General features: G+C 74.2%; 24 protein-coding genes and 1 riboswitch. Of the genes, 12 read left to right on the forward strand and 12 right to left on the reverse strand.

Going from position 1 to position 23867, the window contains the following annotated elements:
* Positions 1-201 precede the first annotated feature (201 nt).
* Entirely contained in the window at positions 202-1038 is an 837-nt protein-coding gene (locus V3N99_10235; protein ID MEO3937124.1) for a thioesterase family protein, read from the forward strand.
* Here the strand turns inward: V3N99_10235 and V3N99_10240 are convergent.
* Positions 1023-2066: a Gfo/Idh/MocA family oxidoreductase gene (locus V3N99_10240; GenBank protein MEO3937125.1), complete on the reverse strand. Its 1044-nt coding sequence runs from the start codon at positions 2064-2066 to the stop codon at positions 1023-1025. The two genes, V3N99_10235 and V3N99_10240, sit on opposite strands and share 16 nt — an antisense overlap.
* A gap of 42 nt (positions 2067-2108) precedes the next feature.
* On the opposite strand from V3N99_10240, the gene V3N99_10245 reads away from it, so the two are divergent.
* A complete protein-coding gene (locus V3N99_10245) occupies positions 2109-2996 on the forward strand; it encodes a hypothetical protein (GenBank protein MEO3937126.1) in 888 nt (295 codons plus the stop codon).
* On the opposite strand, the gene V3N99_10250 is transcribed toward V3N99_10245, so the two are convergent.
* From V3N99_10250 to V3N99_10275, 6 genes are all read right to left on the reverse strand, one after another.
* Positions 2957-3973, reverse strand: a complete 1017-nt coding sequence (locus V3N99_10250; protein MEO3937127.1) for a hypothetical protein — start codon at positions 3971-3973, stop codon at positions 2957-2959. The genes V3N99_10245 and V3N99_10250 overlap by 40 nt on opposite strands.
* A 108-nt stretch (positions 3974-4081) precedes the next feature.
* Complete coding sequence (locus tag V3N99_10255; protein ID MEO3937128.1) at positions 4082-5158, reverse strand: LLM class flavin-dependent oxidoreductase; 1077 nt, start codon at positions 5156-5158, stop codon at positions 4082-4084.
* On the reverse strand, positions 5155-5607 hold the full coding sequence (locus V3N99_10260; protein ID MEO3937129.1) for an OsmC family protein: 453 nt from the start codon (positions 5605-5607) through the stop codon (positions 5155-5157). Before V3N99_10260 ends, V3N99_10255 begins: the two co-directional genes overlap by 4 nt.
* A gap of 31 nt (positions 5608-5638) precedes the next feature.
* Positions 5639-6139 (reverse strand): MarR family winged helix-turn-helix transcriptional regulator, encoded by a 501-nt coding sequence (locus tag V3N99_10265; protein MEO3937130.1) that lies wholly within the window; start codon positions 6137-6139, stop codon positions 5639-5641.
* Positions 6140-6234: 95 nt separating this feature from the next.
* Positions 6235-7062 (reverse strand): GNAT family N-acetyltransferase, encoded by an 828-nt coding sequence (locus tag V3N99_10270; GenBank protein MEO3937131.1) that lies wholly within the window; start codon positions 7060-7062, stop codon positions 6235-6237.
* Between the two features lie 59 nt (positions 7063-7121).
* Positions 7122-7871 carry an IclR family transcriptional regulator C-terminal domain-containing protein gene (locus tag V3N99_10275; protein MEO3937132.1) on the reverse strand — a complete coding sequence of 250 codons (750 nt, stop codon included), beginning with the start codon at positions 7869-7871 and terminating at the stop codon, positions 7122-7124.
* 75 nt (positions 7872-7946) lie between these two features.
* Here V3N99_10275 and V3N99_10280 point away from each other — a divergent pair, with 75 nt between their 5' ends.
* The 3 genes from V3N99_10280 to hutU are packed head-to-tail and all read left to right on the forward strand — an operon-like array spanning position 7947 to position 12551.
* Entirely contained in the window at positions 7947-9203 is a 1257-nt protein-coding gene (locus V3N99_10280) for an MFS transporter (protein ID MEO3937133.1), read from the forward strand.
* Positions 9204-9234: 31 nt separating this feature from the next.
* The gene (gene hutH, locus V3N99_10285; protein ID MEO3937134.1) at positions 9235-10839 is read left to right on the forward strand and encodes a histidine ammonia-lyase; all 1605 of its coding nucleotides are present in this window, start codon (positions 9235-9237) and stop codon (positions 10837-10839) included.
* Positions 10840-10871: 32 nt separating this feature from the next.
* Positions 10872-12551 (forward strand): urocanate hydratase, encoded by a 1680-nt coding sequence (hutU, locus tag V3N99_10290; protein ID MEO3937135.1) that lies wholly within the window; start codon positions 10872-10874, stop codon positions 12549-12551.
* Positions 12552-12564: 13 nt separating this feature from the next.
* Here hutU and V3N99_10295 read toward each other — a convergent pair whose 3' ends face one another.
* Both V3N99_10295 and V3N99_10300 read right to left on the reverse strand, forming a co-directional pair.
* Positions 12565-12891, reverse strand: coding sequence for a PIN domain-containing protein (locus V3N99_10295; protein MEO3937136.1), 327 nt, complete (start codon positions 12889-12891; stop codon positions 12565-12567).
* 62 nt (positions 12892-12953) lie between these two features.
* Entirely contained in the window at positions 12954-13211 is a 258-nt protein-coding gene (locus V3N99_10300; protein ID MEO3937137.1) for a type II toxin-antitoxin system prevent-host-death family antitoxin, read from the reverse strand.
* An 82-nt stretch (positions 13212-13293) separates the two neighbouring features.
* Here V3N99_10300 and V3N99_10305 point away from each other — a divergent pair, with 82 nt between their 5' ends.
* On the forward strand, positions 13294-13932 hold the full coding sequence (locus tag V3N99_10305) for a uridine kinase (GenBank protein MEO3937138.1): 639 nt from the start codon (positions 13294-13296) through the stop codon (positions 13930-13932).
* Between the two features lie 105 nt (positions 13933-14037).
* On the opposite strand, the gene V3N99_10310 is transcribed toward V3N99_10305, so the two are convergent.
* Positions 14038-14823 carry a hypothetical protein gene (locus tag V3N99_10310; protein ID MEO3937139.1) on the reverse strand — a complete coding sequence of 262 codons (786 nt, stop codon included), beginning with the start codon at positions 14821-14823 and terminating at the stop codon, positions 14038-14040.
* A gap of 61 nt (positions 14824-14884) precedes the next feature.
* Positions 14885-15379, reverse strand: coding sequence for a YbaK/EbsC family protein (locus V3N99_10315; GenBank protein MEO3937140.1), 495 nt, complete (start codon positions 15377-15379; stop codon positions 14885-14887).
* A 23-nt stretch (positions 15380-15402) separates the two neighbouring features.
* On the opposite strand from V3N99_10315, the gene V3N99_10320 reads away from it, so the two are divergent.
* The 4 genes from V3N99_10320 (at position 15403) to V3N99_10335 (ending at position 19902) form a co-directional block, all read left to right on the forward strand.
* The gene (locus tag V3N99_10320) at positions 15403-16707 is read left to right on the forward strand and encodes an allantoate amidohydrolase (GenBank protein MEO3937141.1); all 1305 of its coding nucleotides are present in this window, start codon (positions 15403-15405) and stop codon (positions 16705-16707) included.
* On the forward strand, positions 16704-18071 hold the full coding sequence (locus V3N99_10325; protein ID MEO3937142.1) for a formimidoylglutamate deiminase: 1368 nt from the start codon (positions 16704-16706) through the stop codon (positions 18069-18071). Before V3N99_10320 ends, V3N99_10325 begins: the two co-directional genes overlap by 4 nt.
* Positions 18072-18148: 77 nt before the next feature.
* Positions 18149-19303, forward strand: a complete 1155-nt coding sequence (gene hutI, locus V3N99_10330) for an imidazolonepropionase (protein ID MEO3937143.1) — start codon at positions 18149-18151, stop codon at positions 19301-19303.
* Complete coding sequence (locus V3N99_10335; GenBank protein ID MEO3937144.1) at positions 19300-19902, forward strand: HutD family protein; 603 nt, start codon at positions 19300-19302, stop codon at positions 19900-19902. The genes hutI and V3N99_10335 overlap by 4 nt, the downstream gene beginning before the upstream one ends.
* A 25-nt stretch (positions 19903-19927) precedes the next feature.
* Here V3N99_10335 and V3N99_10340 read toward each other — a convergent pair whose 3' ends face one another.
* Positions 19928-20209 (reverse strand): DUF4235 domain-containing protein, encoded by a 282-nt coding sequence (locus V3N99_10340; protein ID MEO3937145.1) that lies wholly within the window; start codon positions 20207-20209, stop codon positions 19928-19930.
* A gap of 91 nt (positions 20210-20300) precedes the next feature.
* Positions 20301-20403, forward strand: a riboswitch (TPP riboswitch).
* A gap of 79 nt (positions 20404-20482) precedes the next feature.
* On the opposite strand from V3N99_10340, the gene V3N99_10345 reads away from it, so the two are divergent.
* Positions 20483-21166, forward strand: a complete 684-nt coding sequence (locus V3N99_10345) for an ECF transporter S component (GenBank protein ID MEO3937146.1) — start codon at positions 20483-20485, stop codon at positions 21164-21166.
* 31 nt (positions 21167-21197) lie between these two features.
* Complete coding sequence (locus V3N99_10350) at positions 21198-23444, forward strand: ATP-binding cassette domain-containing protein (GenBank protein MEO3937147.1); 2247 nt, start codon at positions 21198-21200, stop codon at positions 23442-23444.
* Positions 23445-23867: the final 423 nt, after the last annotated feature.

Genomic DNA, 23867 nt, shown 5'->3' on the forward strand with positions numbered 1-23867 from the left:
GAGCGTGTGCGTCGTGCTGCCGCAGGGCACCGGCGACGGCGTACCCACCCGGTGGGCACGAGTGGCCGGACTGGGACAGCGTCGTCGCCCAGGTGATCGAGTGGCTGCCCCGGGCCTGATCGGGACCGGCCAGGCGCGTGTGGGACCGCACAACCGGCCAACCCCCTCCCTGAGCGAGGCCGGGCCCCTACAGTTGGCGCAATGACCGCCGACACCGCGACGACGCTCGAAGCCGGGACCCTCCCGGTGCCGACGAGCTACTACCGCCGGCTGCCCGGGGGGATCTACGAGCCCAGCGTCCACGTGCATGGCGCGTGGAACGACCACGAGCAGCACATGGCGCCGGTGTCGGGCCTGCTCGTGCACGCGATGGAGGAGCACGAGCCGCGCGACGACCTGCAGCTGGCTCGCGTCACCTTCGAGATCCTCGGGGTCATCCCGCGCGGCACCACCGAGGTGACGGTCACGACCATCCGCCCGGGGCGCACCATCGAGCTGGTCGAGGCCGTGCTCGTCGCCGGTGGCCGACCGGCCGTGCGGGCCCACGCCTGGCGGATGGCGCACGGCGACACGGCCGCCGTCGCCGGTGGCGCCCCCGCACCGCTGCCCGCCCCCGAGACGTGGGATCGGTGGGACAGCCGGTCGACCTGGCCCGAGGGAGGCGGCTACCTCGACTCGCTCGAGGGCTGGCGCGACCCGGCGAGCCGACCCGGACGCGGACGGGTCTGGCTGCGCACCGACATCGACCTCGTCGAGGGCACCGACACCAGCCCCACTGCGGCCTTCGTCGGCCTCGTCGACACCGCCAACGGCGTCGTCGTCCGCGAGGACCCGCAGGCGTGGATCTACCCCAACATCGACCTGTCGCTGCACCTCTTCCGCCAGCCGGTGGGCGAGTGGGTCGGCTTCGACACCACCGTCGTCTTCGGCGGGCAGGGGGTCGGCCTCACCACCTCGTGGCTGTTCGACCAGCAGGGTGCCGTCGGCCGCGCCGAGCAGATCCTCACGATCCGCCGTCGCCCTCACTCGCCGGGGTAGACGACTCCCACCTGTCGTCGGGCCGCGTCCATGACCGCCATGACCGCTCGCGACGAGTCCCAGGTCATCCGCCCGCTCTCGCTCCGACCGGCAACGACACACCGGGCGACCTCTGCCGCCTCGTACTCGAAGCCGTTGGTGACGTCGTCGTGCCACGTCGCGAGCACGGTGCGTTCACGGTCGCCGCCGCGCAGGGTCACGGTGCGCCCGCCGGAGTAGAAGTCGCCGTCGATCTCGAGGCTGCCCTCGGTGCCCGAGACCGTCGCCGTCGTCGGGGTCTTGGTCCACAAGGTGGTGTCGACGAGCCCGACCGCCTTGCCGCCGTAGGCGAGCAGCATCGACACGTGCCCGTCGACCCCGGTCTCGGTGAGCAGCCCCGCCGCCTGCACGCTGGTCGGCGCCCCGAGCAGGTCGACGACGAAGGAGACGGGGTAGACCCCGAGGTCGAGGATCGCCCCGCCGGCCAGCGCGGGGTTCTTCAGCCGGTGCTCGGCGCCGAGGTCGAGGGACTGTCCGTGGTCGGCGCTGACGCTCACGACCTCGCCGATGGCGCCGGCCGCGATCTGCTCCCGCAGCCGGGCGATCGACGGCAGGTGCCTGGTCCACATCGCCTCCATCGCGAAGAGGCCCGTGCGCTCGGCAGCGGCGAAGATCTCGTCGACCTCGCCGCCGTTGCGCGCCAACGCCTTCTCGACGAGCACCGGTTTGCCCGCCTCGAGTGCCAGCACCGCGTGGTCGCGGTGGGCCGAGTGCGGCGACGCGACGTAGACCGCGTCGACCTCGTCATCGGTGAGGAGCGCGGCATACGAGCCGTAGGAGCGGGGTATGCCGTGCCGCCCGGCGAAGTCGGCCGCTCGGGCCGCGTCGCGCGAGCCGACGGCCACGACGCTGCCCGCAGTGTGGTCGCGCACCGCGGCGGCGAACTTGTTGGCGATCCCCCCGGGTGCGATGATCCCCCACCGCAGCGGCGGGGCGTCGCGAGGGTCGGGGACGAGGGTGGCGGTGCTGCTGGTGATGGCGTCGCTCATGGGAGGCGAGCACGTTCCCTTCGGGGATGGCAGGATCTGCGGGTGGAGTCCGAGAAGTATGCCGCGCCGTCACCTCGCCGTCGTGTCCTGACCTGGGCGGGGAGCGGTCTCGCGCCCACCCTGGTGCTGTGCGCCGCTCTGGGAGTCGTCGGGCAGGTGTACCACGTCGAGAGCGGCTTGCACGGCGGGATCTTCCCGGGCGATGGCGGGCAGGGCACCGCAACGGTGCCGCTCAGCCTGCGCATCGGCATCCTGCTCTCCTATCCGTCGACCACGTCGCCGAACCTGGCTCCGGCGCTGGCCGTGCTCGCCCTGACCGTCGTCTCCCTGGCTCACGTGCCGACCGTGCCGGTGACCGATCGCGTGCGCCGGACGGGCGCGGTGGTCGCCGGGCTGGTGGGCGCCCTCGGAGCCACCCTCGCTGTGGTCGTCGTCGCGTGGGTCCTGACCACCCACGGGAGTGTCGCTGATGCTGGGGGAAGCGACAGCATCTCCAGCTTCCAGGTCGACCCCTGGGACACGCTCGCCGGTCAGGGGGGCCTGGGCCTGCTCACGGCCGTCATCGGGGCTGGCGCGGCCCTGCTGCTGGCCACGGGCGCCGTCGGTCGCCGGTCCGGACCGGCTGGAACGACTGGCCGAGGGGACGCCGGTGCCGAGGCCGCCCACTCCCCTGGCGCCACTGCCAGCGGCGTGCCCCTCACCCCGCCCGGGGTGAACGGGTCGGCCCCGTCGACGCCACCGGCGCCCGAGCTGGTCGTGGTCGCCTCCCCCCCGACCGTCGACCTGGCTGCCTCCCAACGACCCACCTCGTCGGGCGTGTCTGGTGCTACCGGTGCGTCTGAGGCCCCCAGCGCTGCGGGCACCCGCGAGCTGCCGGGGTCGGCCGACGGCTACCGGCGGCCGACCAACCGCCTGCGTGACTCGACCTGACCAGGGGTCACCAGCGGCAGCTGCCGCACGGGCGGCGCTCCATACGTCTCCTCGTCGACCGTCATGAGCAGGTCGGTGAAGGCGAGCGCGTCACGGCGGCGGGCGAACGGGTTGCGGTAGAGCGATGCGGCGGTGGGGTCCTGGCGCACGAGCAGACTCTCGCGCAGGAGCCGTGACCACTGCGGCTCGCACACGGTCAGGGCCCACTGACCCACGTCGCTCAGGCTGAGCACCTCACCGCTCAGCAGGGTGTGGTGCAGGCGGGTGATCCGCAGCACGGGGTCGGTCACCAGGGGCGAGAGGCTCGCGCGACCCGCGGAGGACAGCAGCAGGGCCGACCGCTCCCACCAGGGGGTCCAGCACTCGGCGATCTCACGCAGGCACTGGGCTGCGAGCGCGTCGCGGGTGACGACGACCTGGGCGATCGACACCGAGGGGCCGATGACGGCGACCCCGTGGTCGAGCAGCTGTTGGCGGGTGAACGCCGTGGGGGCGCACTCGGCGCCCGTGAGCGTGACCCCGCCCCGACGGGCCAGACCGGGCGTCACGGGGGCCGGCCCGGACGCGGCCCCGGAGGCCGTGCCGGACATCGCCGGCGGCCGTCCGAGGTCGCGCCAGGTGGTGTAGACCAGATCCGGCCGCAGGTCGGGGTGGGCCCGCTCGACCCGCTCGTGCACGTCGTCGAGCAGGCGCCCGAGCAGGGCGTCGGGCCGGCCGGCGAGGACCAGCACGAGCTCGACGTCGTCGAGACCGCTCCGGTGGTCCCTCACGGCCGCGGAGCCCACCACGTAGGCGGCGTCGACCGCCCCGGGGACCGTGCGCTCGAGGTCGATGACCAGGTCACCGACGAGGTCGGCCACCCGGCCACCGAGCTGCTCCGCCACCGGCCGGGGCAGCCAGCCCGCGCCGTCGAGGGCCGGCGCCGCGAGGTCGGCTCGTGGGCGGCGGCTGGCCCGCTCGTGGGCACCAGAGGTCACATCCGCAGAATAGGACCCCGGGGCTCCTGATGGGAGGCGGCCACGCCGCTACCGGGCACCGGCGACCTTTCACACTGACCGACCGCTCGCCTGCGGTCAGACGGGCGGTCAGGCGACCGAGGCCGTGACCCCAGCTCCGTGCCAGACCTCACCGAGCAGCCGCAGCGAGCGCAGCCGGTCGTCGAGGTCGTGGGCCGAGGTCGCGACCACGAGCTCGTCGACGCCCGTCGCGTCGACGAAGTCCTGCAGCCCGTCACGCACGGCGCTCGGCGTCCCGATGAAGGAGACCGCCGTCATCGAGTCCACCGCGGCGCGCTCCTGCGGGGACCAGCCGGCCGTGACGTCACCGTCGACGGCGGGTGGCAGCAGCCCCCGGCGTCCGGTGACGATGCCGTGCACCCGGGTCAGGTGCGAGCCCCAGATGCGCTCGGCCCGCTCGCGGGTGTCGGCGACGACGACGTTGACCGCCGCAGCCACGCGCGGGGCCTCGAGGGACCCGTCGCGCCCCGAGGGCCGGAACCCCTCGCGGTAGACCTGCAGGGCCGAGCCGAGCATGCGCGGGGCGAAGTGCGACGCGAAGGCATACGGCAGCCCGAGGGCAGCGGCCACCTGCGCGCCGCCGTGGCTCGACCCGAGGATCCAGACGGGCACCTGGGTGCCCTCGCCGGGGACCGCGCGCACCCGGGCCGTGACGTCGACGGGCCCGAGGTAGCGCAGCACCTGAGCCACCTCCGAGCCGAAGTCGACGGCGGCGTCCTCGACCCGGCGCAGGGCGTGCGCCGTGACCGGGTCGGTGCCCGGGGCCCGGCCCAGCCCGAGGTCGATGCGTCCGGGATGCAGCGTCGCCAGGGTGCCGAACTGCTCGGCCACCACCAGCGGGGCATGGTTCGGCAGCATGATCCCGCCGGAGCCGACCCGGATCGACGTCGTGGCCGAGGCGACGTGGCCGACGAGCACGGCGGTGGCCGACGAGGCGGCGCCGGGGAAGTTGTGGTGCTCGGCCATCCAGTAGCGCCGGTAGCCGGCCGCCTCGGCCGTCCGGGCTGCGGCGACGGTCGCGGCGACGGCGTCCGCGGGCGTGCTCCCCTCGGCGACCGGCACGAGGTCGAGCGCGTCGAGGTCGACGTGCCGGCGTGGACGGCCGGGACGGCCGGGGTGACTGCCAGGGGTCGACGAGGTGCTCACGCGATCACCGTGCGGATCGGCGTGCCCAGCTCGATGGTGCGGCTGACCGTGCAGAGGCGGTCGTGCGACTTCGCGACGATGTCGGGCAGCACGGCCCGCGCCCGGTCACCCCCCTCGCCCTCGGGGTAGCGGATGCGGAAGGTGACGACGACGTCCTGCAGGTGGTTGCCCTGCTCGTCGGCGACCTTCTGCGCGTCGACCCGGATCTCGAAGTCATCGGGCTCGGCGCGCCGGCTGGTGAGGTGGTCGACGTCGACGGCCGTGCAGGCCGCGATCCCGGCCAGCAGCAGCTCGACGGCCGTGAACTCGTCCTCACCGCCGCCCACCGCCACGGTGCCGCCACGGGCGTTCGTCGCGGTGTAGGCCCCCAGGGCCCTGCGGGTGAGGGTGGTGCTGCGGTGGGCAGGCTTCTCGGGAGGCAGGTCGGCCGGGCGGGCTTCGAGCGTCATCCGACCAGCGTACGGCGATGCCTGAGCCCGGTCAGACCCGCCGGCGCGCCCTCGAGCCACCGGGCTGGCCCTCGAGGACCGAGTCGGTGAACCCGCGCAGGTTCGAGGCCAGCGTGAGCAGCAGCGTGCGCGCCGTCTCGACCTCGTGCGGCTCGAGCCCGCTGAACGCGTTGCCCATCCACGTGCGCACCCCGTCGAGCTCGGCCTCACCCTGTGCCGACAAGGCGATGATGGCGCGTCGACGGTCGCTCGGGTCGTTGCGGCGCTCGGCGATGCCGCGCCGCTCGAGCCGGTCGACCAGCGCTGTCGTCGAGCTGGTGGTGAAGCCCATGGCGGCCGCCAGCTCGCCCTGCCCGATGGGACCCCGGGCGAAGACGTAGCTGACTGCCTGGCTCTCGTTGACGGTCAGTCCCAGGTGCACGGCGATCGCCGAGCGGTAGTGCTCGCCCGCGAGGATGAGCTCGCGCATGGCCACGACGGCGTCGTCCACCAGCGGGGACGACGTCACCTCGGTCGACGACGGGTCGGGCACTCTTGGACGATACCCCGAAGGCACACGGTGCGGACCTTCTCGTGGGAGACCTCTCGACAGCCGTGTGGCTCGCCCCGCGCATGACATGGACCCACCTACTCGACCCTCCCGATGCACGCCGTCCCGACCCGGCGGAAACCCACCCGCTCGTAGACGTGGGCCACCGCGTCGTCCTGCGCCCCGCAGAACACGGTCGTGAGCCCCGCGTCGAGCGCCGTGCGGGCGAGCGCGGCCGTCACCGCGCCGGCTGCGCCCCGTCGCCGGTAGGCCGGCAGCACTCCCACACCGACCACCTCGGTCGTGTCCCCGCGGGGTCGGTGGCTGCCGCCGCCCACCGCACCGACACCCGCGACCAGGGCCCCCACGACCACGGTGCGCCCTGCCCTCACGGCCGAGGCCGTGGCGCTGGCTCCGTGCACCCGGGACGCGGCCTCGGCGTCGCGCTCGGTCGACCCGACCGCACCCGTGGCCGTCCCGGGGTGGCCGAAGCCGACCGAGATCGACGCCAGCACGCCCGCGAGGTCGGGGTCGTCGGCCTCCAGCACCCGCACCTGCGCCTCCACGGGAGGGGTGACCGGTGCGCCGACGAGCACGAGCAGGGGGCAGCGCTCCACGACCATCCCGCTGGCCTCAGCGGCCGCGAGCAGGGACGGTGTCGTCTCGTCGACCCACTCCAGGGCCCGCGGCACCCCGAGCTCGACCTGCCGGTCGAGGACGGCACCGACATCGGCCGCGGTCACCGGGCGGTCGAGACCGAGGCGTGGCCGGGCGTAGTAGTCGTAGGCCCCCGGGCCCCCACGCGAGACGAAGAGCGTGAACGCCCCCACCTCCTGCGGCACGGTGTCGGCACGGGGCACGAGATCGCAGTAGCCCTCGATACGCTCGAGCAGGGCCCCGTCGGTGGGGTCACTCAGGTCACTCACGTCGCTCACCCTCGCACGTCGGGCTGACACCGGCCACGGTCGAGCCTGGCCACCGCCCGTCACAGCCGGCGCGAGAGGGCAGCCGCACAGGCCCGTGCGGCGGCGGCCAGGGCGGCCCGCTCGCGCTCCTCCACCCGGTCACCCTCGAAGGTCAGGGCGATCGCGGCGGCCGGGTAGCCCGCGCGGTCGAGGGCGGCGGCCGCCACCGACGAGAAGGAGGGGGTCACCGTGCCGTCCTCCACCGCATACCCGCGCTGCCGCACCCCGGTGAGCAGCGACCGCAGGGCCGTCAGCGAGGTCGGGCCGGCATCGTGGCGCCGCACGAGCCCCGCCCCGGAGGGGTAGAGGGCACGCACCTGCGCCGCCGGCAGCGCAGCAAGCAGAGCGAGACCGCTGGCAGTGAGGTGGGCCGGCAGCCGCACGCCCACGTCGGAGACCAGGGGCGGGCGACGGGGGGCGCGCTCTTCGAGCAGGTAGACGACGTCGGCGCCGTGCAGCACCGCCAGGTGCGCGTTCTGCTGGGTCTCGTCGACGAGACGCTCGACGAGGGGCCGGGCCAGTCGCTGCAACGGCGCCTGGCGCGAGTAGGCCGAGCCCAGCTCGTAGGCCGCCACCCCCAGCGCGTAGCGCCGCTCCTCCGGCAGGTGCACGACGAAGCCGCGCTCCTGCAGCACCGCCAGCAGGTGGTACGTGCTCGAGCGGGGCAGCCCCAGCTGGCTCGCGATCGACGCCGCCGGCATGGCTTCCGTGTGCCGCGACAGCAGGGCGAGCACGTCGAGCGCCGCAGCGGCGGCGGGGGCGTTGCTCACAAGGTGGCAGTGTGGCAGGCCGACGGACGTCATGGCCTCCGGGCAGCTCGAGGCAGCTCGTGGCACCGTGGGGCGGTGTCGACCTTCGACGGCCACCGGCCGGGCAGCGCTCCCTACCGGCGTCTGACGCTGGCCCTGTTCGCCGCGGGCCTCGCGACCTTCGCCGCGCTCTACTCCACCCAGGCGGTGCTGCCCGACCTCGCGCACGACTTCGGGCTCTCTCCGGCCGCGAGCGCGCTCAGCGTGTCGGCGGCCACCCTCGGACTCGGGGTGGCGCTGCTCGTCGTCGGACCGGTGACCGAGCGCGTCGGGCGCACCCCGCTGATGCACACGTCGCTCGCCGCCTCGAGCGTGGCGGGGGTGCTCTGCGCGATCGCGCCGACGTGGCCGCTCCTGCTCGGTCTGCGGGTGCTGCAGGGGGTGACCCTCGCCGGGCTGTCGGCCGTCGCGATGGCCTACCTGCGCGAGGAGGTGGCCCCCGAGGCGCACGGGCGGGCCAGCGGTCTCTACATCGGCGGGACGGCGCTCGGCGGCATGGTCGGACGCCTGCTGGCCAGCGGGGTGGGTGACGTCGCGGGATGGCGGTGGGCGCTCGGAGCGATCGCCGCCTTCGGGGTCGCGTGCACCGTGGTCGTGCGCCTGCTGCTGCCCGCCTCGTCGGGCTTCGTGCCCGCGGCCCCCGGGAGAGCCGCGATCTGGGCGACGACTCGGCACGTGCTCGGCGACCGGGCCCTGCTCCTGCTCTACGCCTTCGCCGCGCTGGCGATGGGCGGCTTCGTCGCGACCTACAACACCCTGGGGTTCCGGCTGGCCGCGCCGCCCTACGCCCTCAGCCTCGGCGTCGCCGGGCTCGTCTTCCTCTCGTACGCCCTGGGGTCGGTGTCGTCGACCGTGGCCGGCGGGCTGGCCGACCGCTTCGGCCGCCGGGCGGTCCTACCGGTCGGCGTCGCGGTGAGCCTCGCTGGCCTGACCCTGACCCTCGCCGCTCCGCTGTGGCTCGTCGTCGTCGGGGTCGCGCTCGAGACCGTCGGGTTCTTCGCCGCCCACGGCGTCGCCAGCGGCTGGGTCGCGGCCCGGGCTGCGCTCGGGGGCGGGGGCACCGGGCAGGCCTCGTCGTTCTACCTCTTCGCCTACTACCTCGGCTCGTCGGTCTTCGGCTCGGTGTCGGGTCTGGCGTGGAGCGCGGGCGGGTGGGACCTCGTCGTCGTCGTGGTCGGCGCGCTCTTCGTGCTCGCCCTGGGCTGCGGGCTGGCGCTGCGCCGGGTGCCGAGCCTGCTCGCGGGATCGCGCGAAGTCTCGGATACGAGACGCAATCTGCGTCGGCACCGCTGACGCAGGGCCGGGCACCCGCTGCAATGGAGTCATGAGCCAGAGCACCGTCGCCCACGCACCCTCGGGAGCGGCCCACGTCTCCCTCGACACGGTCGTCCGCGTCGGCACCGGCCCCCTCTCGCCCGACGACGTCGTCGCGGTCGCCCGCCACGACGCACCGGTCGAGCTGACGCCCGAGGCGCTGACCGGCCTCGCCGCGGCGCGGGCGGTCATCGAGGCACTGGCCGACGACCCGCAGCCGCACTACGGGGTCTCGACCGGCTTCGGCGCCCTCGCCACCGTGAGCATCCCCCGCGACCGGCGCGACCAGCTGCAGCGCAGTCTCGTGCGCTCGCACGCAGCCGGCTCCGGCCCCGAGGTCGAGCGCGAGGTCGTGCGCGCCCTAATGCTGCTGCGCCTGTCGACCCTGGCGACCGGTCGCACCGGCGTGCGGCCCGTCGTCGCCGAGACCTATGTCGCCATGCTCAACGCCGGGATCACGCCGGTCGTGCACGAGTACGGCTCCCTCGGGTGCTCGGGCGACCTCGCCCCGCTGGCGCACTGCGCCCTGGCGGCCATGGGCGAGGGCCCGGTGCGCACTCGTGACGGCTTGCTGGTCGAGGCGTCGATGGCTCTGCGCGACAACGGCATCGAGCCGCTGGTGCTCGCCGAGAAGGAAGGTCTGGCGCTGCTCAACGGCACCGACGGGATGCTCGGCATGCTCGTCCTCGCCCTGCACGACCTGCGCCTCCTGGTGACGACCGCCGACATCTCTGCGGCGATGAGCGTCGAGGGGCTGCTCGGCACCGACGACGTCTTCGCCGCCGACCTGCAGGCCCTGCGACCCCAGCCGGGCCAGGCGGCGTCGGCGGCGAACCTGCGGAACCTGCTCTCCGGCAGCGGGATCCGCGCGTCCCACCGCACGCAGGACTGCACGCGGGTGCAGGACGCCTACTCGCTGCGCTGCGCCCCGCAGGTGGCCGGGGGCGTCCGCGACACCATCGACCACGCCGCCCGCGTCGCCGAATGGGAGCTGGCCTCGGCCGTCGACAACCCCGTCGTGACCCCGGACGGTCGGGTCGAGAGCAACGGCAACTTCCACGGCGCCCCGGTGGCCTACGTGATCGACTTCCTCGCCATCGTGGCCGCGGACCTCGCGAGCATGAGCGAGCGCCGCACCGACCGCTTCCTCGACGTCGCCCGCAACCACGGCCTGCCACCGTTCCTCGCCCACGAGCCCGGCGTCGACTCCGGTCTGATGATCGCGCAGTATGCCCAGGCCGCCATCGTCTCCGAGCTCAAGCGGCTCGCTGCCCCCGCCAGCGTCGACTCGATCCCGAGCAGCGCCATGCAGGAGGACCACGTGTCCATGGGCTGGTCGGGAGCGCGCAAGCTGCGCCGGGCCGTCGACGGGCTCACCCGGGTGCTCGCGGTCGAGGTGCTGACGGCCGCCCGCGGCATACGGCTGCGGGCACCGCTGCTGCCGGCTGCCGCGACCGGGGCAGTCGTCGCACTGCTCGGGGCCGCCCCCGGCTCGCCGGGCCACCCCGGCCCCGACCGCTTCCTCTCTCCCGAGATCGAGACGGTGGTGGGCCTGGTGGCCAGTGGCGCAGTGGTGGCTGCGGCCGGCTCAGCCACCACCACCCCCCTGCTGTGACCCTCACCCGCTCCGAACCGAAAGGCAGTCCCATGGAAGGCGCCCGTCCCGTCCGCGCAGCTCGCGGCACCGAGCTGACCGCGAAGTCGTGGGCCACCGAGGCCCCCCTGCGGATGCTCATGAACAACCTCGACCCCGAGGTGGCCGAGCGCCCCGACGACCTCGTTGTCTACGGCGGCACCGGCCGCGCCGCCCGCTCGTGGCGCGCCTTCGACGCGATCGTCGCGTCGCTGCGCGACCTCGAGGCCGACGAGACGCTGCTCGTCCAGTCGGGCAAGCCGGTCGGCATCTTCCGCACCCACGAGTGGGCGCCGCGCGTGCTCATCGCCAACTCCAACCTCGTCGGCGACTGGGCGACCTGGCCGCACTTCCGCAAGCTCGAGGCCGAGGGCCTGATGATGTACGGCCAGATGACGGCCGGCTCCTGGATCTACATCGGCACGCAGGGCATCCTGCAGGGCACCTTCGAGACCTTCGCCGCGGTGGCGTCGAAGCTCGCCGTCCAACGGGGCGAGCCTGCCGAGGGCGCTACTCTCGCAGGCACACTCACCGTCACCGCCGGCTGCGGCGGCATGGGCGGCGCCCAGCCGCTGGCCGTCACCCTCAACGGCGGAGTGTGCCTCGTCATCGACATCGACCGCACCCGACTCGAGCGCCGTGTCTCCAAGCGCTACCTCGACGTGGTCGCCGACGACCTCGACCACGCGCTCGAGCTCGTGCTCGCCGCCAAGGCCGAGCGCCGCGCCCTGTCGGTCGGCGTCGTCGGCAACGCCGCCGCCGTGCTGCCTGAGCTGCTGGCTCGCGAGGTGCCCGTCGACATCGTCACCGACCAGACCAGCGCGCACGACCCGCTGTCCTACGTGCCGGTCGAGATCCCGCTCGAGCAGTGGCCGGACTTCTCCGCCAGCAAGCCCGAGGAGGCGACCGACCTCGCACGGGTGTCGATGGCGCGCCACGTCGAGGCGATGGTCGGCTTCATGGACGCCGGCGCCGAGGTCTTCGACTACGGCAACTCGATCCGCGACGAGGCGCGCTCAGGCGGCTTCGACCGGGCCTTCGACTTCCCGGGCTTCGTGCCGGCCTACATCCGGCCGCTGTTCTGCGAGGGTCTCGGCCCGTTCCGCTGGGTGGCGTTGTCGGGCGACCCGAAGGACATCGAGGTGACCGACGCGGCGCTCAAGGACCTCTTTCCGCAGAATGCCCACCTGCACCGCTGGCTCGACGCTGCGGCCGAGCACGTCGAGTTCGAGGGGCTACCCGCGCGAATCTGCTGGCTGGGCTACGGCGACCGCGCGAAGGCTGGCCTGCTCTTCAACCAGCTCGTCGCCGATGGCAAGGTCTCGGCGCCGATCGTCATCGGCCGCGACCACCTCGACTCCGGCTCGGTCGCGTCCCCCTACCGGGAGACGGAGTCGATGGCCGACGGCTCCGACGCCGTCGCCGACTGGCCGCTGCTCAACGCCCTGCTCACCACGAGCTCCGGCGCGAGCTGGGTCTCGATCCATCAGGGCGGCGGGGTCGGCATGGGTCGCTCCATCCACTCCGGTCAGGTCTCCGTCGCCGACGGCACCGAGCTCGCCGCGCAGAAGCTCGAGCGCCTGCTCACCAACGACCCCGGCACGGGCGTGATCCGGCACGTGGACGCCGGCTACGACCGCGCCGTCGAGGTCGCCGCCGAGCGTGGGGTGCGGATCCCGATGCAGGAGGTGTGACGGGCACGCCTCCTCAGACGCGGATGACGGCGAGCTCCGACAGCTCGGCCAGCACGTCGTAGTCGTCGTCCTGTATCACCACGGGCACACCCAGGACGATCGCGGTCGACGCGATCCAGATGTCGTTGACGTGTGCCCGGCGACGAGCCTGCGCCAGCTGGATTCGTAGTCGCGCCCAGACCTCGGCCACCGCCAGATCGATTGGCACGGGGTTCATCTCGGTCACCGCCGTCAGCGTCGCCAGTCGCCGGGACCGGACCCGCAGGTCGGTGGCTGCGAGCACTCCAGCACTGAGCTCGGCCTGCGTGACCACCGAGACCGCCGACTCGTCGGGGAGCATCTCGGTGGGCAGGCCTCACCCCTCCTGCGAGATGAAGACCGAGGTGTCGAGCAGGCCCCGGCTCACGCCAGGGGCCCGAGATCGTCGCTCATGGCGTCGAGCTCGGCGAGGTGGTGAGCAAGTGCCGGATCGGCCTGCACCCGGGCCAGCCTCTCGATGAGGGACTCCCTCGAGGTCCACCGTGAGGGGACATCTGACAGGGGGATGAGACTGGCGACGGCCAGTCCGTTGACGGTGATCTCGATCGGCTCACCCGAGGCCGCTCGACGCAGCACACCTGAGGTGTCGTTGCGGAGCTCTCGGGACGCGACTCGGGTCATGCTACGAGCGCAGCCCAGCGTAGCCGTCGGTGACCTCAACACGCCCTGACATCGGCTGGCGGGGCTTCGTAGACTGCGCGACGTGCCCGCTCCCCCTGCGACGGACGGCCCGGCCGCCGCCCACCTCGGCGACGTAGTGGCCCGCACCCCGGTGCTCGACCGGCCTGCGCTCGTGGCCGTCGACGGGGTCGACGGCAGCGGCAAGACGACCTTCGCGTCCGCGCTGGCCGAGCGGTATGCCGCCGCCGGCCGCCCGTGCCTCGTCGTGCACCTCGACGACTTCCTCCACCCCCGCGCAGCTCGCCACCGGCTCGGGCGGCACTCACCCGAGGGGTTCTTCCTCGACACCTACGACCTGCCGACCTTCACCGCGATGGTGCTGGACCCGCTCAGACGACCGGGGCCTGCCCGCGTCGTCGCCCGCGCCTTCGACCACGTAGCTGACGCTCGCGTGCACGTCGACCCGGTCATCGTGCCGGACCACGGGGTCGTCGTGGTCGAGGGGATGTTCCTGCACCGCGAGTCGCTGAGGGGCCACTGGCACCTGTCCGTGTTCCTCGACGTGCCGTTCGACGTCACGGCCCGACGGATGGCGGCGCGCGACGGCAACGAGCCCGACCCCGACCACCCGTCGATGCGACGGTATGTCGGCGGGCAGCGGCTCTATCTGGCGCAGTGCGACCCACGGGCGGCGGCCGACCTCGTGCTGGAGAGCCGCTGATCCACAGGTCCGAGACGACCCTTGAACCAGGCATCTCGCTCGGATAGAATCGAACACGTGTTCGAGTGAGTGGAGGTGACGGCAGCGGTGACGGAGGGTTCCGTGTCACCGCTGTCGCTGGTGTCCGCGCTCGGAGACCTCACGGACCCGGCCGTGCTCGGGCTGGACGAGCAGGAGGCGTTGGCGGTCGTCGAGATCGTCGAGCGGGCCACGGCCGCGTTGTCCGCGGTGTCGGTGCTCGCGATGGTGGCGTTCGTGCGGCGGTCCGCGGAGCGGCTGGCCGTCGAGCAGGAGCAGCAGCGTCAGCTGGGCCAGCTGGGCCAGGGCGGTCAGGGCGGTCAGGGGGGTCAGGGGGGTCAGGGGGGCCCGGGGGGCCCGGGGGGTCGGCGGCCGCACCCGGGGGAGACGGCGGCGGAGGTCGCGACCGCGATGCTCGCGCCGGTGGTGCACCTGACCCCGCGCACGATGAGTGCCCGCCTGCACGAGGCGCACACCCTGGTCACCGACCTGCCCGCCACGTTCGCGCTGGTCCGGGGGGGCCGTCTCGACCGGCACCGGGCCGGTGCGGGTCGCTGCGGAGGCCGCGCTCGTCGACCCACCGTTGCGGGGCGAGTTCGACACCGAGATCACCACCATCTCCGGTCGTGTCCGCACCCCACTGGTCGACCTGACCCCGGGCGGGGTCCACCGCCGCGCCGCCGGGGTCGCGGCCACGGTCGACCCCGACAGTGCCGCCGCCCGCGCCGCCGCCGCACTCGACGAACGGTTCGTCCGGGTCCGGGCCGGCGCTGACCCCGGCGTCACGTCCTGGACGGCGTCGTTGCCGTCGGACACGTCCCTCCAGGCGTGGGCCGCGATCGACGCCCTCGCCAGCCAGTACGCCACCACCACCCCCGGACTGCGGATCGGTCAGGCCCGCGCCCACGCGATGGCCGACCTCAGCGCGACCCGCTCAGCCGGGCTCCGAGACCTCGTCGTCGGCGATGTCGGCGACCTGCGCGTCCAGGGCCCGGACGATGTCATCACCCCGGAGCGTCAGCGCGACGCCGTGCCCACCGGCCCCGAGGCTGACCGTGCGCCCCAGCACTCGGGTGTCGGCGACGACGGGCCACGCACGGGTGGAGCCGAACGGCGTGATGGTGCCGCGCTCGTAGCCGGTCACCGCCAGCGCGCCGGCGGCATCGGGCATGGACAGCCGGTTCTCACCCAGCAGCGCCCGCAGCTTGACCCAGCTGAAGGTCCGGCCGCCGGGCACCAGCACGAAGAGGAAGTCGCCGGCGGCGCGCCGTACGACGAGGGTCTTGACGATGTCGTCGGGCGCCACCCCCCGCGCCGCGGCCGCCTCGGCGAGCGACCCGACCCGACCGTGGCGAGTCACGACGTAGGGGATGCCGCTCGACTCGACCGCTGCCAGCGCTCTCGCCTCGCCTTCGGACTGCTCGACCATGACCGACAGCCTAGGTTGGTCTCGTGAGCCCCACCCCGACCCCCACACCCGTGGCCGGGCCGAGCGTCCGTGCGGCGTTCGACCGCATGTGGGCCGACCTGACCCCACTCGGCCTCGACGCCCGCACGGGGGGCTACCGCCGCTATGCCTGGAGTCGTGAGGACGCGACCCTGCGCGAGTGGTTCGCCGGCGAGTGCGTAGCCCGTGGCCTCGAGGTCGTCCCAGACCGGGCGGGCAACCTCTGGGCCTGGTGGGGCGACCCCGATGCCGTGCGGGCCGACGGGCGCCGCGGTGGCGTGGCCATCGGCTCGCACCTCGACTCGGTGCCGGACGGCGGGGCCTACGACGGGCCCCTCGGCGTCGTGTCGGCCCTCGCCGCGGTCGACGCCCTGCGGGCCGCTGGCCTCACCCCCGCCGTGCCGCTGGGGATCGCGTGCTTCGGCGACGAGGAGGGCGCGCGCTTCGGCATCGCCTGCGCCGGGTCGCGCATCCTCACCGGCGTCCTCACGACCGACCGGGCGATGGGCCTGCGCGACGCTGGTGGCACGACGATGGCCGACGCCCTCCAGTCGTCCGGGCAGGCCCCACTCGGCCCCGATCCCGATGCGCTGCAACGCATCTCGACCTTCGTCGAGCTGCACGTCGAGCAGGGCCGCGCCCTGGCCGATACCGATCTCCACGACCAGGGCACCAGCGCCGTCGCCGTGGGCTCCGACATCTGGCCGCACGGCCGGTGGCGCCTCGACGTGCCCGGTCGCGCCGACCACGCCGGCACCACCCGGCTCGCCGACCGCGACGACGCCATGGTGACGTATGCCGGTCTCGTCCTCGCCGCCCGTCGCCTCGCCGAGTCGCGTGGCTGCGTCGCGACAACGGGCAAGGTGCTCGTCGCACCGAACGGCATCAACGCGATTCCCTCGTCGGTGACGGGCTGGCTCGACGCCCGCGGCACCGACGAGGACGCCGTTCGTGCTCTGGTCGCCGACCTCACGGCCGAGGCTGACGCCGTGCGCACCACCGTCACGCAGGAGTCGTGGACCGCCACGACCCGCTTCGACACGAGCCTGGTCACGCGTCTGGCCGCCGTGGTCGGGCCCGGCACCCCGGTGCTCGGCACCGGAGCAGGGCACGACGCGGGCGTCCTTGCACAGCACGGCATACCGGCGGCGATGCTCTTCGTGCGCAACCCCACAGGCATCTCCCACTCGCCCCGTGAGCACGCTGACCCCCACGACTGCCACGCTGGTGTCGCGGCCCTCGCCCGGGTCGTCGCCGACCTCACCGACGCGAGCACCACGCCACCACTCACCATCGGAGCCCCGGCATGACGACGTACTACGCCGCCCACGCCCTGCTCCCCACCGGCGCTGCTACCGACGTCCGGCTCACGGTCGAGGGCGAGCACATCACCGCGGTCGAGGCCCACGCCCACCTGCGCCACGACGACGTCGTGCTGCCCGGCGTGGTGCTGCCCGGGCTGGCCAACACCCACAGCCACGCCTTCCACCGCGCCCTGCGCGGGCGGGTGCAGGCCGGGCGCACCCACGAGGGTCACGGCAACTTCTGGACCTGGCGCCAGCAGATGTATGCCGTCGCGACCCGACTGACCCCCGACTCCTACCTCGCGCTCGCCCGCGCCACCTACGCCGAGATGGTGCTCTCGGGGACCACGGCGGTCGGTGAGTTCCACTACCTGCACCACACCCCCGTCGGGCGGCCCTACGCCGACCCGAATGCCATGGGTGAGGCCCTCGCGCAGGCCGCCGCCGACGCGGGCCTGCGGCTGACGCTGCTCGACACGCTCTACCTGACCGGCGGGCTCACCGGCGAGGGGCACGTGCCGCTCGACGACGCGCAGCGACGCTTCTCCGACGGCTCGGTCGACGCCTGGGCCGAGCGGTCGGCGGCCCGCCGTCAGGGGCTCGGCGCCCGGCCCGGAGTGACCCTCGGGTCGGCCGTCCACTCGGTGCGCGCCGTCCCGCGCGACGCCCTCGCCGCGGCGGCGCGCGCGGTCGACGCCGTCGACCCCGGCCAGCCCCTGCACGTGCACCTGTCGGAGCAGCCGGCGGAGAACGTCGCGGCCGCGGTGCACTACGGCCGCACCCCCACGCAGCTGCTCTCCGAGACCGGCATCCTGCGCCCCAGCCTCACCGCCGTGCACGCGACCCACCTCACCGACGACGACATCACCCTGCTGGCCGACGCCGAGGCGATGGCGTCGTTCTGCCCCACTACCGAGCGCGACCTCGCCGACGGCATCGGGCCGGCCCGGGCCCTCGCTGACGCCGGCGTCCACCTGACCCTCGGCTCCGACCAGCACGGCGTCATCGACCCCTTCGAGGAGATGCGCGGGCTCGAGATGCACGAGCGCCTCCTCACCGGCGAGCGCTGCCGCTTCACCCCGGAAGAGCTGCTGGAGGCCGCCTCCGCCGACGGCTACCGCAGCCTCGGCGTGCCCGACGGTGGCGCCCTCGCGGCCGGCCGACTGGCCGACTTCGTCGTCGTGCGTGACGACACCGTGCGCACCGTCGGGGCGCGCCCCTCCCAGATCCCGTATGCCGCGACCGCCGCCGACGTCGCCACCGTCGTCGTCGGCGGGCACGTGGTCGTCGAGCGAGGCGAGCACGTGCGGCTCGGGCCCATCGCACCGCTCTTCCGCGATGCCTTCGACCTCCTGCGGGAGGCCGGGTGAGCCTCCTCGTCACCGGGATCGGCGAGCTGTCGACCCTGACCACCGCCGACGACGACGCTGCTGCCGAGGTCGAGGGGATCGACCACGGCGACGGGCTCGGCCAGCTGCACGGTGGCGCCGTGGTGCTCGACGACGAGGGCCGTGTGGAGTGGGTCGGTCTCAGCAGTGCTGCCCCGCAAGCAGATCGGCAGATCGACGTCGGTGGCCGGGCGGTGGTCCCCGCCTTCGTCGACACCCACACGCACCTGGTCTTCGCGGGCGAGCGCAGCGGTGAGTTCGCCGCACGGATGACGGGCACGGCATACGACGGGGGTGGGATCGCGACGACGGTGGCCGCGACCGCGGCCGCGACCGACGACGAGCTGCGTGCGCTGCTCGCGGCGCGGGTCACCGAGATGCGCGCGCAGGGCACCGGGACGATCGAGGTCAAGTCCGGCTACGGGCTCGACGTCGCGGCCGAGACCCGGCTGCTGCGGCTGGCCGCCGAAGTCACCCCCGAGGTCACCTTCCTCGGGGCGCACGTGGTGCCCCCGGCCTACCGCAGCCACCGGGCCGACTACGTGGCCGTGGTGACCGGAGCGATGCTGGCGGCCGCGGCGCCCTACGCCCGGTGGGTCGACGTCTTCTGCGAGCCCGGCAGCTCGCACGCCTTCGACGGGGACGAGGCCCGCGTGGTGCTGGAGGCGGGCCGGGCCGCGGGCCTCGGCCTGCGCGTGCACGGCAACCAGCTGGGGCCGGGGCCCGGCGTGCGGCTGGCGGTCGAGCTGGGGGCGGCGAGCGTCGACCACTGCACCCACCTCGAGCAGGCCGACGTCGACGCACTCGTGGGCGCGTCCGCGACCACCGTCGCGACGCTCCTGCCGGGGGTGGAGTTCTCGACGCGCTCGCCCTACCCCGACGGTCGCGGCCTGCTCGATGCGGGCGTGTCCGTGGCGATCGCCACCGACTGCAACCCCGGCACCTGCTACTCGTCGTCGATGCCCTTCGCCATCGCCCTCGCCGTGCGCGAGATGCACCTCACCCCCGCTGAGGCGCTGCGGGCGGCCACCGCCGGCGCCGCCAGGGCGCTGCGTCGTAGTGACGTGGGTCGGATCCGCGTGGGCAGCCGGCCGGGCCTGACGGTCATCGACGCCCCGTCGCACACCCACCTGGCATATCGTCCTGGGGTGCCCCTCGCCCGACTGATCGACGCCAGCCTGCCCGCCGCCGCATCCGTGCGAGACCTCGCGTGAACGGCGAGCCCACCGACCGCCTCGGACTGGTCCGCTTCTCCGACCGCCCGGCGGTGCCCTGGCGCAACGGTCGCGGCTCGACCCGCGAGCTGGCCAAGCGCCTGCTCGGGGTGGTGGGACCTGACTTCGTCTGGCGGATCAGCGTGGCCGAGGTGACCGAGGACGCAGAGTTCTCGACCTTCCCCGGGGTCGAGCGCACGATCGTGCCGATCTGGGGCCAGGGTGTCGGTGTCGACGTCGACGGAGCCCACAGCCAGGTCGGCCTCTTCGAGACGTTCGCGTTCTCGGGGGAGGCGCAGACGTGCGCGCAGCCGCTCGGTGGACCGTCACGGGTCCTCAACGTCATGACCAAGAGGAGCCGGATGGTGGCGAACGTCAAGGTCGTCGACCTCGGCGCCGGCTCGGTGAGCATCGCCGGGGCCACCAGCCTGGTTCAGCTGACGGGGTGGGCCACTGTCACCGAGTCCCGCGGCGAGAGCGCCACGCTCGACCCGCTCGACGCCCTCGTGCCCCGTCAGCGGGTGCGGGTCGTGCACGGCACCGGCCTCGCCGCCGTCGTGGCCATGACGAACTACCGCGCCTTCCACGACGCGGGCTGAGTCACGACCCTCACCTGGCGGTGGGTCAGCGCTTCCCGACGAGCGCGGCGGGGCGGTGGCCGGACGACTTCTCGTAGTACTGCGAGGCCTTGCGCTGCGCGGCGACCCGGGCCGCCTCCACGGCGAAGCCGGTGATGGCGGCGAAGAGCAGCGCCTCCCTCCACGACACGTCATCGGTGTTCAGCGGGTCGTTGGGCGCATCCTTGCCGGACACGACCTTCCAGCACCGGCTGACCACCTTGTTCGCCACCGAGCCCGCGAGCACCGCGGCCCCCGTGCCGAGCAGCTTCCACGCCATCGGACCCATTGCGTCGTCTCCTTCTCGTGCTCGGCGGACCTTCTGAGGAACAACTCTTCCACATGGTCCGGAGGCGTGCCGACAGGGTAGAGTCAGCAGTACTGAACGACAGGGGAGCGCCACGGCGCTGAGAGTGCGGTCCGCCGCAGACCCTCGAACCTGCTCCGGCTAGCACCGGCGAAGGGAGTCGAGCAATCTCAGGTGTGCTCCCGGACTACGCGACCCGTAGGCCGGGGGACCACCTCCCCGAGGAATCCAACCGGACCCTTGGGAGCAGACACCATGAGCATCACCGACAGCACCAGCGACAGCGCCGACAGCACCACCGCCGGCGAGAGCACCAACAGCCACCTGGCCCCCACCATCCGCGCGACCGGCGCCCTGAGGCGATGGCGCACCATCGACCTGCTGACCTGCGCCTTCCTCGGCGTCGCGTTCGGCGTGGCCTACTGGGCGTGGTCCCTCGCCTACCAGGGGCCGTCCACGGCCCTGGCCACTGTCTTCCCGCCGCTGCAGGGCATCACGGGCGCCCCGTGGCTGATGGCGGGGGTGGTCGGTGGGCTCGTCGTCCGTCGCCCCGGCGCCGCCCTCTTCTGCGAGCTCATCGCCGCCGTCGTCGAGGCCCTCGTCGGCAGCCAGTGGGGCATCTCCGCGGTCTACTCCGGCCTGCTCCAGGGCGCCGGCGCCGAGCTGGCGTTCCTGCTCCTCGGCTACGCCTCGTTCGGGATCCGCGCGGCAGTGCTGGCCGGGGCCCTCTCGGCCCCGTTCGAGGCGGTCTACGAGTGGTATGCCTACTGGACCGACTGGGGCCTGGGCTACAAGGTCGCCTACCTGGTGATCCTGACCGCATCGGGCGCCGTCGTCGCCGGCGGGCTGGGCTGGCTCCTGACCCGCGGGCTCGCGAGGGCCGGCGCACTCAACGCCTTCCCCGTGGGGCAGGAGCAGCGCGAGGCCGGGGCGGTCTGAGCTGACCACCTGGCCCCGACACCCCACCGGGGTGTCGGCGCTCGCGGGCGCGCCGGTCACGGTCGACCACCTGACCTGGCGGCCCTACGGGCGACGCTCCCCGGTGCTCGACGACGTCGACCTGCGCATCGGGGCCGGCGAGCGCGTGCTGCTCGTCGGCCCCAGCGGCTCGGGAAAGTCGACGTTGCTGCGGGCCCTCGGCGGGCTGCTGCTGACCGCCGACGCGGGCGAGCTCACCGGCGCGGTCAGCGTGGACGGTCGCGACCCGCAGTCGGTCGCCGGGCTCGTCGGTCTCGTGCTGCAGGACCCCGGCTCGGGTGTGGTCGCCACGTCGGTCGGTCGGGACGTCGCGTTCGGTCTGGAGAATCTCGGGCTGCCCCGTGAGGCCATGGCCGACCCCGTCCGGCGGGCCCTGCGCGAGGTGCACCTCGACGTGCCCGTCGACGCGTCACCCTCGAGCCTCTCCGGAGGCGAGCAACAGCGACTCGCCCTCGCGGGCGCCCTGGCCCTCGGTCCACGGGTCCTGCTGCTCGACGAGCCGCTGGCGATGCTCGACGCCGAGACCGCCGCCACGGTGCGGTCGGTCGTCTCCGAGGTCGTAGCCGCGCGAGGTCTGACCCTCGTCGTGGTCGAGCACCGGCTCGGTCCGTGGCTGCCGCACGTCGACCGGCTCGTCGTGCTCGGTGAGGGGGGCCGGCCGGTGGCCGACGGCGCGCCGTACGACGTCCTGGCGAGGCAGGGGGACGAGCTCACCGCCGCCGGCGTCTGGGTGCCCGGACGGCCGGAGCCCGAGCCCGTGGGCCTTGAGATCAGCTGGGGCGCAGCGGTGGTCGCGTCGGGCGCGCCGGTCGCGACGGCCGTAGGCGTGACCGTGCGGCACCGGTCGCGGTCGCTCTCGACGCAGACCCGCGAGACCGTCGCCGTGCGCGACGCGTCGTTGACGGTCCCCGCAGGGCGGGTGAGTGCCCTCGTCGGGCCGAGCGGGGCGGGGAAGTCGTCCTTGCTGGCGGCCGTGGGCGGTCTGCTCGAGCCAGCGGCCGGCACGGTGTCCTGGGCGGCGGAGATCGCGACCGCGGGCACCGCGCCGCACCGACTGGCTCCGCACGACCTCGCCCGCCGCGTCGCCTGGGTGCCGCAACGCGCGGCCAGCACGCTCGTCGCGCGCACCGTCGACGAGGAGGTGCTCACGACCGCCCGCGCGGTCGGCATCGACGAGAGGATCGCGCGCGCGCGGGCCGACGTGCTCCTCGAGCGGCTCGGCCTGTCCCACCTGCGTGGCGCCGACCCCCGTCAGCTGTCCGGCGGCGAGCAGCGACGGCTGGCGCTGGCCGCCGCCGCGGTGCACCAGCCCACCCTCCTGCTCGCCGACGAGCCGACGGTCGGGCAGGACCGGCATACCTGGGCGGCCGTGATGGGTGTCGTCGAGTCGCTGCGAGCGGCCGGGTCGGGGGTGCTCGTGACCACCCACGACGCCGGCGTCGTCGCCCGCGCCGACGCCGTCCACACCCTCACCCCAGCAGCGCGTGTGCCGCCCCCGGCCCCGGCCGCGGTCCCACTCGTCGCACAGGCCGGGCCGCTCGCCCTCCTCGCGGCGGCCCTGCTCGTGCTGCCGCTGCCGGCGCTGCTGCGCTCGTGGCCGCAGGCACTCGTCGTCGTGGTGGCCGAGATCGTCCTGGGTGCAGCGGTGCTCGTGGCACCCGGGCCGGGAGCCCGGCCCCGCGGCCGGGCCAGGTCTCTGCTGCGTCGTCTCGTTGCCCCGGCGATCGGGGCACTGGGCGTGGGCTGGTCGACGTGGCTGCTCGCGGGTCACGACGTCGGCGTCGCCGCCGGTGCCGCCCTGCGGATCGTCACCCTCGTGCTGCCGTCGGTGCTCGTGCTGCCCTACGTCGACCCCGACGCGCTCGGTGACCACCTGGCCCAGCGGCTGCGGCTGCCGGCCCGCCCGGTGGTCGCCGCGTCAGCGGCCCTCGCGCGGTTTCAGTCCTTCGGCCAGCTGTGGGCCGAGCTCGCCCTGGCCCGCCGGGTCCGGGGGGTCGGTGGCGGCCGGTCGCTCGCGGCCCGCACGCGCGACGTGGGAGCCACCACGTTCGGGCTCTTCGTCGGCGTGCTCGGTGCGGCGGCGGTGCTCGCGCTGGCGATGGACGCGCGTGGGTTCGCGGGCGCCGACCGGCGCACCTGGGCCGGGGCCGCACCGTGGCGGCGGGCTGACACCCTCGCGGTGCTGCTCGGGCTGGTGCCGGCGGTGGTCGCCGTCGTCGCCGGGCTCGTCCTGCCCTGAGCGCGAGGCCGGCTCTCGAGGCCGGCCGCCGGGCCGCGCCGGTGGCTCGGGAACGCCTTTCCAGGCCCACCCACACCAGCCAGTCGGGCAGGCGCCAGCCGAGGATGCTTGCGTGACCCCCCGTACTGCACGCTCACGCCGGGATGGACGCTCGCCACCCACTCGGTGACCCACCGATGGAGGACGGTGACGCCCTGCTCGGTCGGGTCGTCCGGTGTGCCGGCGACGGCGTCGACCTCGGTGGTGTCGACGTCGGCGTAGGCCGTCGTCCAGCCGGCGCTCCAGCTGAGCTGCCCGACGGGACCCACTCCGGTGGAGGGGTCGGTGCGGAGCCAGAGCTCGTGCACCTCGCCCGACGCGATCGCCGCCCGGGCGTCCTGCCAGGAGGAGGGGTGCTCACCCGTGAGCGCAGCCCCGGCGACC

The sequence above is a fragment of the Dermatophilaceae bacterium Soc4.6 genome (assembly GCA_039889245.1).
Lineage (GTDB): Bacteria > Actinomycetota > Actinomycetes > Actinomycetales > Dermatophilaceae > Lapillicoccus.

Coding starts and splice junctions, on each gene's coding strand:
- hutU (MEO3937135.1), top strand. CDS start 10,872: ATGGAAGGCGCCCGTCCCGTCCGCGCAGCTCGCGGCACCGAGCTGACC.
- V3N99_10300 (MEO3937137.1), bottom strand. CDS start 13,211: ATGACCCGAGTCGCGTCCCGAGAGCTCCGCAACGACACCTCAGGTGTG.
- V3N99_10295 (MEO3937136.1), bottom strand. CDS start 12,891: ATGCTCCCCGACGAGTCGGCGGTCTCGGTGGTCACGCAGGCCGAGCTC.
- V3N99_10345 (MEO3937146.1), top strand. CDS start 20,483: ATGAGCATCACCGACAGCACCAGCGACAGCGCCGACAGCACCACCGCC.
- V3N99_10325 (MEO3937142.1), top strand. CDS start 16,704: ATGACGACGTACTACGCCGCCCACGCCCTGCTCCCCACCGGCGCTGCT.
- V3N99_10340 (MEO3937145.1), bottom strand. CDS start 20,209: ATGGGTCCGATGGCGTGGAAGCTGCTCGGCACGGGGGCCGCGGTGCTC.
- V3N99_10235 (MEO3937124.1), top strand. CDS start 202: ATGACCGCCGACACCGCGACGACGCTCGAAGCCGGGACCCTCCCGGTG.
- hutH (MEO3937134.1), top strand. CDS start 9,235: ATGAGCCAGAGCACCGTCGCCCACGCACCCTCGGGAGCGGCCCACGTC.
- V3N99_10315 (MEO3937140.1), bottom strand. CDS start 15,379: ATGGTCGAGCAGTCCGAAGGCGAGGCGAGAGCGCTGGCAGCGGTCGAG.
- V3N99_10240 (MEO3937125.1), bottom strand. CDS start 2,066: ATGAGCGACGCCATCACCAGCAGCACCGCCACCCTCGTCCCCGACCCT.
- V3N99_10260 (MEO3937129.1), bottom strand. CDS start 5,607: ATGACGCTCGAAGCCCGCCCGGCCGACCTGCCTCCCGAGAAGCCTGCC.